The 11,930-nt window shown below is 37.9% G+C and carries 12 protein-coding genes and 2 pseudogenes; all 14 read left to right on the top strand.

Going from position 1 to position 11,930, the window contains the following annotated elements:
- The first annotated feature begins 241 nt into the window (after window positions 1-241).
- The 14 genes and pseudogenes from mobA to AC1RYN_RS06305 all read left to right on the top strand — a co-directional run bounded on the left by mobA (window position 242) and on the right by AC1RYN_RS06305 (window position 11,139).
- Window positions 242-679 carry a conjugal transfer protein MobA gene (mobA, locus tag AC1RYN_RS06240; protein WP_481806273.1) on the top strand — a complete coding sequence of 146 codons (438 nt, stop codon included), beginning with the start codon at window positions 242-244 and terminating at the stop codon, window positions 677-679.
- A 1-nt stretch (window position 680) separates the two neighbouring features.
- Window positions 681-1,975: pseudogene (gene mobB, locus AC1RYN_RS06245) on the top strand (conjugal transfer protein MobB).
- Between the two features lie 456 nt (window positions 1,976-2,431).
- Window positions 2,432-2,995 (top strand): hypothetical protein, encoded by a 564-nt coding sequence (locus tag AC1RYN_RS06250; RefSeq protein ID WP_481806262.1) that lies wholly within the window; start codon window positions 2,432-2,434, stop codon window positions 2,993-2,995.
- A 4-nt stretch (window positions 2,996-2,999) separates the two neighbouring features.
- On the top strand, window positions 3,000-4,670 hold the full coding sequence (locus AC1RYN_RS06255; protein WP_481806263.1) for a hypothetical protein: 1,671 nt from the start codon (window positions 3,000-3,002) through the stop codon (window positions 4,668-4,670).
- 171 nt (window positions 4,671-4,841) lie between these two features.
- Complete coding sequence (locus AC1RYN_RS06260; RefSeq protein WP_481806264.1) at window positions 4,842-5,759, top strand: tyrosine-type recombinase/integrase; 918 nt, start codon at window positions 4,842-4,844, stop codon at window positions 5,757-5,759.
- A 10-nt stretch (window positions 5,760-5,769) separates the two neighbouring features.
- Complete coding sequence (locus AC1RYN_RS06265; RefSeq protein WP_481806265.1) at window positions 5,770-6,639, top strand: tyrosine-type recombinase/integrase; 870 nt, start codon at window positions 5,770-5,772, stop codon at window positions 6,637-6,639.
- Between the two features lie 116 nt (window positions 6,640-6,755).
- Window positions 6,756-7,022: a type II toxin-antitoxin system Phd/YefM family antitoxin gene (locus AC1RYN_RS06270; protein WP_481806266.1), complete on the top strand. Its 267-nt coding sequence runs from the start codon at window positions 6,756-6,758 to the stop codon at window positions 7,020-7,022.
- Between the two features lies 1 nt (window position 7,023).
- Complete coding sequence (locus AC1RYN_RS06275) at window positions 7,024-7,299, top strand: Txe/YoeB family addiction module toxin (RefSeq protein ID WP_481806267.1); 276 nt, start codon at window positions 7,024-7,026, stop codon at window positions 7,297-7,299.
- A 10-nt stretch (window positions 7,300-7,309) separates the two neighbouring features.
- On the top strand, window positions 7,310-7,465 hold the full coding sequence (locus AC1RYN_RS06280; protein WP_481806268.1) for a hypothetical protein: 156 nt from the start codon (window positions 7,310-7,312) through the stop codon (window positions 7,463-7,465).
- 203 nt (window positions 7,466-7,668) lie between these two features.
- A pseudogene (locus tag AC1RYN_RS06285) lies at window positions 7,669-8,553 on the top strand (RHS repeat-associated core domain-containing protein); the annotation flags it as partial.
- 102 nt (window positions 8,554-8,655) lie between these two features.
- The gene (locus tag AC1RYN_RS06290; protein WP_481806269.1) at window positions 8,656-8,946 is read left to right on the top strand and encodes a hypothetical protein; all 291 of its coding nucleotides are present in this window, start codon (window positions 8,656-8,658) and stop codon (window positions 8,944-8,946) included.
- A gap of 241 nt (window positions 8,947-9,187) precedes the next feature.
- Entirely contained in the window at window positions 9,188-9,865 is a 678-nt protein-coding gene (locus AC1RYN_RS06295) for an IS1 family transposase (RefSeq protein ID WP_481806270.1), read from the top strand.
- Between the two features lie 142 nt (window positions 9,866-10,007).
- A complete protein-coding gene (locus AC1RYN_RS06300) occupies window positions 10,008-10,838 on the top strand; it encodes an RHS repeat-associated core domain-containing protein (RefSeq protein ID WP_481806271.1) in 831 nt (276 codons plus the stop codon).
- A gap of 16 nt (window positions 10,839-10,854) precedes the next feature.
- Window positions 10,855-11,139 carry a hypothetical protein gene (locus tag AC1RYN_RS06305; protein WP_481806272.1) on the top strand — a complete coding sequence of 95 codons (285 nt, stop codon included), beginning with the start codon at window positions 10,855-10,857 and terminating at the stop codon, window positions 11,137-11,139.
- Window positions 11,140-11,930: the final 791 nt, after the last annotated feature.

The following is an 11,930-nucleotide window of genomic DNA, read 5'->3' on the forward strand; positions in this document are numbered from 1 at the left end:
TACGTATTGCTAAGGTTAATACATGCTCCTGTTGTTAGGGAGGCAGCACCTCGGAAAATTAATCCCGAAAATGGAGCGTTACCTTAAAGTGTCCTCCAACGGCTTTACTTGGCTTTCAGATGTCACGGATGCAATTCAAACCTTGACAGCGCAAGCCAAATGCTACCAGATTGTGACAAATCTGTGGGGCACAGCTTATAATAAAATATATTGGTTTTCAAATTATGTAATACTAAAAGTCATGGAAGAAAATAGCAGAACCAACCCGTACAAAGGAGGCAGGCATCCCAAAACAGATCCCGCAGTCCACCGTTATTCCATCAGCCTGAATGCGGAAGAGAATGCCCGATTCCTGTCCCTTTTTGAGCAGTCCGGCATGGATGTAATGGCACACTTCATAACAGCCTGCATTTTCCAAAAGGGCATCAAAACGATCAAGGTTGACAAGACGGCTGTGGAATATTACATGCGCCTGACTGCCTTATTCGGGCAGTTCAGGGCTGTGGGAGTGAATTACAACCAGATCGTAAAAATGCTCAATAGTAACTTTTCCGAGAAGAAAGCCCTTGCGTATCTGTACAAGCTGGAAATGCAGACCGCTGAACTTGTTTTGCTGTCGCAAAAGATAATACAGCTTACGGCGGAATTTGAAGAGAAGCACCTGAAAGAAAGCCCGTAAGATGATAGCGAAAATCTCAAGAGGCGCAAGCTTGTACGGTGCATTGGCCTACAATTACCAAAAAGTAGAGAAAGCGAATGCACAGATTTTATATACCCAGAATATTATCCAAGCTCCTGATGGGAGCTATTCCATGGAACAATTATCCCGTTCTTTTGACCTGCATCTTCTGGCCAACCGAAAAACGGAAAAACCGATACTTCATATCTCGCTGAACCCTGACCCGAAAGACAAGGTAAGCGATGCCGATTTTGAGAATATGGCGCAGGAATATATGAAGCAGATGGGCTACGGGGAACAGCCTTTTGCGGTGTTCAAGCACACCGATATTGACCGCACCCATATCCATATCGTATCGGTCTGCGTGGACGAAGACGGCAGGAAAATATCAGACAAATTTGAAAAAAGGCATTCTATGGCGGTCTGTCGGACACTCGAAAAAGAATACGGACTGATATCGGCGGTTGAAAAAAAAGACAATCCGCAGAGCCCCACATTCAAACCCATAAATTACAAAGAAGGCGATATAAAAAGCCAGATGGCATCGGTGATCCGCCACCTGCCTAAATACTACCAGTTCCAGACTTTCGGGGCGTATAATGCACTGCTTTCCCTTTTTAAGATTACAGCCGAAGAAATCAAGGGCGAATACAACGGAATCCCAAAACAGGGACTTGTGTATTTTGTACTCAATGACAAGGGAGAAAAGGCCAGCAATCCGTTTAAGGCTTCCCTGTTTGGAAAAAGTGCAGGATTGGCACAACTTGAATCCCACTATGGGCAGAGCAGGATAAAACTAAAAAATAATCCTGCCAGAGAATCAGTTAGAGACAGGATCGAATCCGTTATGCAGAATGCTTTAAACGAAACGGAATTAAGAAAAAACTGTTAGAAGAAGGCATTAATGCCGTGGTTCGCAGGAATGACAATGGACGTATTTACGGGATTACTTTTATAGACCATAATTCTAAAACAGTCTTCAACGGTTCTGAGCTTGGCAAAAACCTGTCGGCCAATGTATTCAATGACTGGTGGAATAACGGAAATAAGGCAGAGCTGTCCAAAAAAGAAGAAACTGTTTCACAGAAAATTACCCCTGCAGAGAATCAGATCAGCGAGCCACAAAACCAGTCTGACTTCTTAGCGAAAGAAGATACGCCTTACAGCGGGCAGGATAACAATATTTTTGAAGCCTTTGGAAATTTACTGCCCCAGGCGCAGGGAGAAGATTTTCAGGAAACAGCATTTGCCAATCAGATGAAACGCAAGGATAAGCGCAGGAAACCAAGGCTTTAAGCCTGTTTGCAAGGATGTGTAATCTGCATCAAATGTATGAAACACGAATTTCAATGTACCGTATATAAAAAATTGATAGCATACATTATTGGGATTTTTTTAATTGCCTGCCATTAGAAATACAATTCCCCGGTTATGTACCAAACCTTCTCCTTAATTTATCCTATAAGACCTCCGCCCTGCGATCTTCCGCAATTATGAAAGCCCATTCCGGGCTTGCTCATCTAATAATATCTATCTGCAGGATTGCTGGGTACTAGAGCCCAGCGATGAAAAATAAATTGTCTTCATTACGCCATCACAAGACAAATAGTGCCAGCAGTGCCTATAATGCAACAACTTCAAAAACGCATCTTTATATTTACAGCAAGACCTTGATTCTTCTTTGATATAATGTAGTACTGCTCATGGCTTCGGCCGTTTTACCTCCAAAAAAATAGAAATCATTAAAATAGTATGGAAAGTTTAGAATCACTTTTCCGGTCTTTTGAAACGGGTATCCGAAGTGCGAAGGCCTTAAAGCCAAAGGAGTACCTTAAGAGTATCGGACTGGAATATTCAGATCTTCGGATCGGTTTTAATTCAGGACAGTTCCACCACCGCCGGGAACAGCAGGCAAAAGACCAGTTTGAAAGGCTGGGAATGCTTGCCAAAAGCGATGCGCCTGTCCGGGAACAAGGAATGACAGCCTATACCGTCTTTGGACGGTACGGGCTAATTTTTCCTCTTCTGAGTCAGGACAACAGCATAGTGAATTTTTTTGCACTGCGCTTTGATCTGGACGAACAGAAAGAGCAGTACCTGAACAGCAAAGGAATCTATCCTGCCTATCCGAATCCCCTGACCAAGAAATTATATCTGGCATCGACAGTCATTGACTGCGCCAGTCTGATACAGAGCAAGGTACTGGATCAAAGGGAATCGGTAATTGCCCTGCATGACGGGGAACTGCTGGAACAGCATTTAGAAGTTATCAGGTCATTATATGAATTGGAAGAAATAATAATCTTTAAGCGGTGAGAAAATGGAAAAGATCAGGTTACAAATGCAGGAGATCAGACCCGACGTTCCACTCTCGATAGTGGAACTTCCCGAGGGACACAGTCTGAATGACATGTGGGTCAATTATGGAAGCGAAGGAATATCGAATCTTTTAAAAAATGCAAAAACAGAAAAGACAGGAAGCGCCCTGCAGATCGTAAACGGCTATAAAATCAGCTATACAGGCATTGCCGGCATCTTTTATGTTGTGGGCAACCTGCCGATGGATTCTGGCAACCTCAGGGTGTCATTACAGATCGTGGCACATACTACACAGAAAAAACACAGGCTGAAAGTTGACCTTTTTGATTTTGGAAGCGTTCAGAGCCAGTGCGGGGAACTCTCCGAAAAACAAGGGTTTGACTTTCAGGAACTCGAAACAGACTTCCTACAGCTGACGGATTTATTGGAACAGCATCGGGAAGCACTCTTTGATGCGGAAATAAATCCCATTACAGACCGCTATTCGGAAAAGGAACTTACACCGCAGTCACATGAGAAAGCGGTCGAATTTCTTTCAAAACCGCAATTGCTTGAAAACATAAACAAGCTGTTGGAACAGAACGGAATTGTCGGGGAAGAACAAAACAGGATGGTTCTTTTCGTGCTCGCTTCGAGTTATAAAATGCCTTACCTCATGCACGCCATTGTGCAGGGATCAAGCGGGGAAGGAAAAAGCCATCTGATTAACGGGATTGCGCAGTGCATGCCTCAGGAAGATGTGATGAACATGACCCGAATTACAAGCAAATCCTTATACCACTACAGAGATAAGGAACTTATCAATAAACTGATTGTGATTCAGGATTTTGACGGACTTGATGAAGAGGCGCAGTACGCCTTTCGTGAAATGCAGTCGGCAAAGTTCCTGACAAGCTCCACAGTAGTCAAAGACATTTTTGGAAACAACAGGGGAAGAATAAAACAGGTACAGGCACACTTTGCCAGCATGACAACCACGACCAAAGCCGAGGTATATTATGACAATATGAGCCGTTCTGTAATCTTGGGCGTGGATGAAAGCCAGGCGCAGACCATGCGGATCATAGCTATCCAAAACAAAAAATTAGCGGGAAAAGGAAACAATGAAAATGAGTTGCAGGCAACCCAGCTTCTCAGAAATGCCATGCGTGTACTCAAATCCTACGAGGTGATTAATCCATTTGCAGACAAACTTATACTTCCCCTTGAAGCCAAGATGCTCAGAAGACTAAACAGCCAGTTCCAAAACTTTGTTTCACAGATTACGATCCTGCACCAGTACCAAAGAAAAACAGACAGCAAAGGCAGGCTTATAGCCACAAAGGAAGATGTGAAATCCGCTGTTGATATTTTCTTTAGTTCCATTATCATCAAAGTGGATGAACTCGACAAAAGTACAAGACAGTTTTTTGAGAACCTCAAAGGTTATGTAAAGAGCCAAAAGAATGGTACAACGCACCGTTTTACCAATAGGGAAATCCGCCAGAAACTCAATATCAGCAAAACCTCTTCTTTCCGATATATGCTGTTGTTACAGGAACTCGAATACATTCAGGCTATTGAAGGATCGGTAAACAGGGGCTTTAAGTATGTAATAAGTTACTGGGACAATATGGAAAAACTCAAAAGCAAGATCAAGAAAGAGCTGAGCGTACAATTGGAGCAATTTTAGAATCTTAAAAATGCGAAAAAAGCGCAAAAAAAGAAAAAAATGGAACGCCCCGGAACGCCAGCGGAACGCCGAAGCCCCAGTGTTTACTGACCATACGATACTGGTGTTCCGTGTTCCACGGAGTGCGCAAGCGACGGGTTTCAATTATAATAATTATAGAACACTAAAAAGATGAAAAACAGGATACAAAATAAAGATTTTCGAAGGCTCTTGGATGCCTTTGACAGTTTTATAAAGGTCAGGAATTATAAGACCGGTAACAGCAGAATGTACCAAAATACCTTGATAGAATTCCTGCTCTGGCTGGAAGAATCAGGAATCAGCAGGATTCAGGAGCTGACTTCCAAAGAATCAATCAAATACTTCGAGTATCTAATTGCAAGGCCAAAGCTGAGGGGCGAAGGAACGCTGTCGCAGAAGAGCATCAAATTCCATCTTTTCGTACAGGGGCTGTTCCTTTTGAATCTAATGGAAAATAAGGAAATTGAGAACGGCTATTATATTCCTTCTTATGATGGAGGAACACGAGAGTCAAGAAACACACTCAGTATTGAAGAGATAAAAACGGTATACATGCATACAGAAAACGAACTCGAACGTGCCCTGCTCTCGGTAGCTTATGGATGCGGGCTCAGGCGTTCTGAAATCAGTGCGCTGGATTTAAAGGATGTGAAACTGGCAACGGGAATGGTTGTGGTCAGGAGCGGAAAAAACAGCAAGAGGCGTGAAGTTCCCATGAGCGACACGGTTATGGGATACTTAAAAAAGTACATTCAGGAAGAGCGCAGTCAAAGGCTTGCAGGAAAAAACCAGATCGAAGAAGCTTTTTTTATCAATTCCAAAGGAAAGCGGAGCACAGGTGAAAACCTGAATGACATCCTAAAGAAAATGATCGAGCAGACCAAGGATTTTCAGCTTATCCAAAAGGATATTACGCTCCACTGCCTGCGCCACAGCATTGCCAATCATCTGGCTGAGAATAATGCTGGGATTGATTTTATAAGAAGGTTTCTTGGACATTCCGATATCAATACAACCTATATCTACGCTCTTAAAAACAAGAAACGAAAACCGATCGTAACCTTTTAAATAACCAGCTATGCCAAAACAGACACTAGAGCAGTTCCTGCTCCAAAATTACAGCCCGCAGACCGTATCAAGCTATCTGTTTGCGATCAATCACTTTTTAAAATTGAATCCGAAAGCCAAGCGGTACAAATACGGGAATATCGTCAAGTATATGGACGAGATAAGCACAAGGCAGTCCAACAGCAAATATCGTGTTGTCATCTTATCGGCAATCAAAAAATATTATGATTATCTGGTGATGAACGGCTACAGAAATGACCATCCATGCAAGCGCCTTAATATTAAAGTAAACAGCAATGAGGCGATACAGGTTCAGGATCTGTTCAGCAGTGCAGAACTGCAATTGCTCCTGGAACGGGAAAACCGCTACAAGCATCTGGATGTGAGAAACAATGTATTGCTGTCATTGCTGATTTATCAGGGACTGACCAGCGATGAGATAATAAGATTAAATGTAAAAGATATTGATCTGGATAATGGAACTGTCTATATCAAAGCTTCCAATAATCTCAATAAGCGTACAATGAATCTAGTACCCAGACAGATGATCCTGTTTTTCAATTACCTGCAGGAAACCCGACCTGAAATGCTTCGGTGCAAAACAGATAAGTTAATTATAACCAAGCTTGGAAAGCCGATTACAGTTGGCGGTATTCATGGGATGATTGATCCGCTCAGAGCATTGTTTCCCGATCGGAAGCTCAATCCGCAGACCATCAGGATGAGCGTGATCTGCAACTGGCTCAATGAGAAAAATATTTCTTTGGAAAAGGCTCAGGAACTGGCAGGGCATAAATGGCCGGGGACTACGGAAAAATATATCAAAGTGAACAGCTCACACCAGAGAGAAATAATAAATCGATATTTTCCGGCTTTATGATGCCCAGAGAATTTATAGAATGATGCTCAACTGTTAAAGTTTATTAATGGCATATTATATTCCATTAATTATTAGTACATTTGAACGTACAAAAATGTACGATAAAAAAGAGTATTATGAAAGCGGTTACTATTTCAACACTTAGAAAAAACATTAAAGGATACTTCGATGAAGTGTCAGATTCATCAGAAATTATTATCGTTCCAAGAAACGATGAAGATGATGCAGTAGTGATTATCTCAATTAAAGAATATAATTCAATGACAGAAACCCAGCATTTATTATCTACTAAGGCTAACAGAACCAGACTAGCCAAATCGATTCAGCAAGTCGAAAAAGGCGAATTGAAGACGTTCAATCTAGACGAACTAGAACCTGCTTAAAATGGATTTTAGTTTTACAACAGAAGGCTGGGAAGATTTTGAATATTGGATGGATACTGATCCGGATATTGCTGTCAGGATTAGGGTACTGCTTAAATCGATCAGACAAGATCCATTTAGAGGAATAGGAAAACCCGAACCATTGAAATATGATCTGAAGGGTTATTGGTCAAGAAGGATTACTGGTGAAGACAGATTAGTTTATAAAGTTTCAGGTACAAAAGGAGTCGACCAGAAATGTACTATTATTCAGTGCAGGTTTCATTACGACGATTAATAATAATAGAATGGAAGAGCACAAAACAACTCCCACTCAGAAGAAGATTATAGACGCAATGGATAAAGTTTATGAAAAATTGATTGAGTCTAAAAAGAAAACTAACAGCGATTTAGTTGTCATGAAGGACGGTAAAATCGTAAGAATTAAAGCTAGTTCTTTATAAAATATTATTTCAATACAATCGAAAGCCCTCATTTCTGAGGGCTTTTTTTGTGGGATAAATTGACTGTATTATTATTAGGAAAATAACAGAACTAAATCTACTTTCGTATTATAGAAAAATGTAACTGGACGTTCTTTATATGGAGATTTTTTGCAAGGGGGTGTTTTATATAAAAAAGGTTTACAGAACCCTATAAGTATAAGTACAACGGTAAAGAGCTCCAAGACGAGACTATTGGGGGCTTCGCGTTAAATCTATACGATTACGGAGCACGTAATTATGACCCTGCAATTGGTCGTTGGATGAATATTGATCCACTAGCAGAAATGTCTCGTAGATGGTCTCCATATAACTACGCTTACAATAATCCAATAAGATTTACTGACCCTGATGGAATGCTTTCACAAGATGCTATAAAGGACATGTGGGATAAATCGGCAAATGATGAAGATACAAAATGGACTAATAATGGTGGTATTTTTTCAGGAAGTAATGGAAAAAGTGCAACTGCTATTGACCCATCTAAAAAAGGGCAGGGTACAGATACAGGGAATGCACAACATACTGGTTCAGATGGTTTGCCGAATGGAATTGATTTACCAGCAGAACAATTAAATGAAGTTGTGGTACAAGGAAAGAAAGCTACTAAAGGTAAATCTTATGGATTGGGGGCAGGGTTTGCTGTAGGAGGAGGTTTTGGTATTGAAATTGGTTTTGTTAAAGATGCGAGAAAAAACTGGGGAGCATACTTCAGTTTTAAAGCGAATTATGGTGGTGGAGAAGATGTTGGTATTAATATGTCAGAAATAACACCAACACATAAAGGGCAATTTTTGCTTGGAGATTTTGCAGGAACTTCACTTGAACTATCTGCAGGGATAAATACTCCTTTAGGAGGTGGTGGAGTTACTTTCGGAGGAACAAGCCCACAAGTTGAATATGATTTATTAGATCGTTTTAGAAAAATTGGAAGAGATAAAACAGGATATACTACAGGAGCAATATCACCAGGATTAAATGCTCCATCTGCTAAATTAAATATTGGTGCTATTGTATCTGAAACAACAACATGGGTTTGGGATTTTTAAACAAAGAAAATATGTCAAAAAGCAAAGAAAATGCACTTAGATTGATTGCTCTAGCAATATTAGTAGTTATAGTTATTTTTGTTGCTAATTATCTTTCTGTAAATGAAAAATTTTACAAAAGTATGCTTAGAGATAGAGAAAGAGTCATATTCAGGTATTGTCTCTGAAAAATATGTTGATTCATCAGAACATGCTACTCCTATGTTAAAATTTAAAAGTAGTGAAGTGATTTCTTTAGAAAGAAATTTTTGGGACCAAGTAGAAGTTGGGGATTCAATTGTTAAAATTAAGAACCAAGCTGTTATTACCCTATATAAAGACAATAAGATAAAGCAAACATTTAATTATAATGAATATTTTGATGAGTTAATACAGGAATCAAAAAAAGAATAATGTGTTTTATTATTGTATTTAACACCCCGCTCAGCGAAGAGGGTAGTGTTACAGATTAGGTGTTTTTATAAAATAGCGACGTAACAAACTGAAAAAGAATTGGTAATGTATCAGATGTCTTTGGTGGTTAAATATTTCATCTGACATTTACAGAAAATCAGATATTTATATTAATATCGCATAAAAATTAAAACAGCCTTTGGGCTGTTTTTTTATTTTATAATGCCTTAAATCGAAAAAAATGGAGTCAAACCAGACTAAGTGTTACAGATGTGTTGGTGACATTCGAAATATGATAAAGTATGGAAAGACAAAGTCTGGTAATCAAAGATATATTTGCAGAGCATGCGGCAAAACTAGAGTTGAAAATTATGCATATCTGGCTTATAAAGGAGATATAAACCAAAATATCATTCAATTAACCAAAGAGGGTTTGGGAATAAGAAGCACAGCAAGAATATTAAATATTTCTACTACAACATTATTGAAAAGGATTGTTTCTATTGCAAGAAGTATTTCCAAGCCAATTATCAGCAAAGGCAAAACTTATGAAGTCGATGAGCTGTGTACCTATATAAGACACAAGAAAAATTATATCTGGCTGGTTTATGCATTGGAAAAGAATTCTAAAACAGTTGTGAGTTTTAATGTTGGAAAACGAACCAATAAAACTCTGAACCGTGTTCTGGAAACTTTAAAATTATCTGACGCTAAAAAGATATTTACGGACAGATTAAAAAATTACAGGTATCTGATTGATGAGAAAATGCATTCTATTAAACGTTTCGGAACAAATCATATTGAAAGAAAAAATTTGACACTCAGAACTCATTTAAAAAGATTAAACAGACGAACAATCTGCTTCAGTAAAAGCCTGGTTATTTTTATGGCTGTTTTAAAAATTTACTTTTGGATTTGAGTAATAAAACAGTAAGTTTATCCTTTAAAAACATGTTCTTGAAAATTTTGTATTTAACAGGTAAAACCTTGTAAAAATAGCCGAAAACCCTTATAAGTATAAGTACAACGGGAAAGAACTGCAAGACGAGCTGGGGCTTGGGATGTACGACTATGGGGCACGTAATTATGATCCTGCAATTGGTAGATGGATGAGATTCGACCCGCTGGCAGAGAAATCACGTAGATTTAATCCATACACTTATGCTCTTAATAATCCTGTATTTTTTATTGATCCTGATGGAATGGAGGTTAAGCCTCCAGATTGGGTTGCGAGAGCTGATAAAAGTGTCTATTGGGACGATAATGCTACATCGAATTCTACCACAAAATCTGGTGAAAAATATCTGGGTAAAGAGGTGAATTATACATCAGAGCGAGGAACAACTGTATATTTACATTCAGATAAATCTTGGGATGAAAATAGTGATACTGCAAAGGTTGATAAAGCAGATACTGGTAGTATAAGTAAACAAGGCGAAGCGGTTACACAGTCTACAACATCTAATGATAATGTACCTGAAAATACCGATGCAATAAAAACTAAATCAACTACTACTACTCCAATTGTAGATTATACCACATTATCAATTTCGGCAAATGTATTTGGTCCTGTTACTTTAACAGGTACTGTTACTTTTGATAAATTTGGTCAATTATATGGATCTATTCTTCCAGGTTTGGGAGGAAAAGGAGTTGGATTTAGCCTTATGGGTAATAAACTAATAAATCAGCCAAATAAAACAGAAAGTGATATGTCGAGTTTTTTGACAGGTTGGGGATCTTCTGTAGGTGGTGGATATTGGATAGGTGGTCAAGTGTCTTCTTCTGGATCAAATCCGTTAGGAGGAAAGTACTCAGTAGGTGCAGGAATAACTACACCAGGAGGGGGAGCCAGTTATGGTTATACTTGGCCAATATATGATTTTGATTAAATTATAATAGTTAAATATGGAAAATGTACTCACCTTTGTTTTGGCTTTATTCTCTTTAATTTTTGGATTGTATGTTTTAATTAATCCAGTAAAATTTCAAAAAAGAGAATTAAAAAGACTTGAGTTTTATAAGTTTTTATTAAATTTTAAATTGACGAGGAGTTATTATAATAAGTTATTAGAAAGAAGAAGCTCTGAAGGGTATCTAAAACAATTAAAATTCACTTCATTAATCTTTATATTTTTCTCAATATTATTGTTTTTAGTTTTGTTACTGAAATTATACGATTCGGTTGCTTAGTTATCTAGGTACGTTTTCGGTAATGTATCAATTTTGTGGTTTTTGATTTTGAAATTAAAAGACATTGGTAATCAGTATTTATTAATTAAATTTTACTTTGAAGTTATGAGTATTGTGGTTCTACTCCCGCTATCCGGAGTCTTCTCATGAAAAATTGCGCAAATGTCTTTGACTTTGCGCAGTTTTTTTTATATCTAAGAAATTGTAATCGGATGCTTAGATCATTGCATTAAAAACAAAGAAACTATTTTCTGTCATCTTATAATTAGCAATCATATGCATTTAAATGTTTAGTCAGAAAAATGGAAAATCATCAGATTCAACAAGAGATTTAAAAAAGTTTATAGCAAAGAAATATTTTAGAAAAAATCAAAAGAGAATGAATGTTCAAACGTTTAAAAATTAGCAATGGAAAGTCATCAGAGAATAAGGAATACCAATTTTGGCAATGTAGAAATCAAAGCCCTTTTGATAATATAAAGTAAAATATACATATATTTGAAAATAAATAATTGTGTGAATTTACCATAAATATCTACCCGGATTTAGATGACTTTGTTTTATTAAACAAGTTAGCACTAATTTATATTATAATAAAATTATCAAACGTATGAAGCTTAAACATTATTTATTCCTATCATTTTTATTAATTTCAGCATCAGATATTTATTCTCAAAATGATAAAAAGATTTATGAAGTTATTATTTTTAAATGGACAAAAGTGGAAAATAAAGATTTCAGAAAAGTTATTAGGTGCTGCCTCCCTAACAACAGGAGCATGTATTAACCTT

Source organism: Flavobacterium sp. TC780 (assembly GCF_056783245.1).

Excerpts from the sequence above, each read along its gene's own strand:
- AC1RYN_RS06270 (WP_481806266.1), top strand. The coding sequence starts at position 6,756 with ATGAAAGCGGTTACTATTTCAACACTTAGAAAAAACATTAAAGGATAC.
- AC1RYN_RS06260 (WP_481806264.1), top strand. The coding sequence starts at position 4,842 with ATGAAAAACAGGATACAAAATAAAGATTTTCGAAGGCTCTTGGATGCC.
- AC1RYN_RS06255 (WP_481806263.1), top strand. The coding sequence starts at position 3,000 with ATGGAAAAGATCAGGTTACAAATGCAGGAGATCAGACCCGACGTTCCA.
- AC1RYN_RS06250 (WP_481806262.1), top strand. The coding sequence starts at position 2,432 with ATGGAAAGTTTAGAATCACTTTTCCGGTCTTTTGAAACGGGTATCCGA.
- AC1RYN_RS06280 (WP_481806268.1), top strand. The coding sequence starts at position 7,310 with ATGGAAGAGCACAAAACAACTCCCACTCAGAAGAAGATTATAGACGCA.
- AC1RYN_RS06300 (WP_481806271.1), top strand. The coding sequence starts at position 10,008 with ATGTACGACTATGGGGCACGTAATTATGATCCTGCAATTGGTAGATGG.
- mobA (WP_481806273.1), top strand. The coding sequence starts at position 242 with ATGGAAGAAAATAGCAGAACCAACCCGTACAAAGGAGGCAGGCATCCC.
- AC1RYN_RS06290 (WP_481806269.1), top strand. The coding sequence starts at position 8,656 with ATGAAAAATTTTACAAAAGTATGCTTAGAGATAGAGAAAGAGTCATAT.
- AC1RYN_RS06305 (WP_481806272.1), top strand. The coding sequence starts at position 10,855 with ATGGAAAATGTACTCACCTTTGTTTTGGCTTTATTCTCTTTAATTTTT.
- AC1RYN_RS06295 (WP_481806270.1), top strand. The coding sequence starts at position 9,188 with ATGGAGTCAAACCAGACTAAGTGTTACAGATGTGTTGGTGACATTCGA.
- AC1RYN_RS06265 (WP_481806265.1), top strand. The coding sequence starts at position 5,770 with ATGCCAAAACAGACACTAGAGCAGTTCCTGCTCCAAAATTACAGCCCG.
- AC1RYN_RS06275 (WP_481806267.1), top strand. The coding sequence starts at position 7,024 with ATGGATTTTAGTTTTACAACAGAAGGCTGGGAAGATTTTGAATATTGG.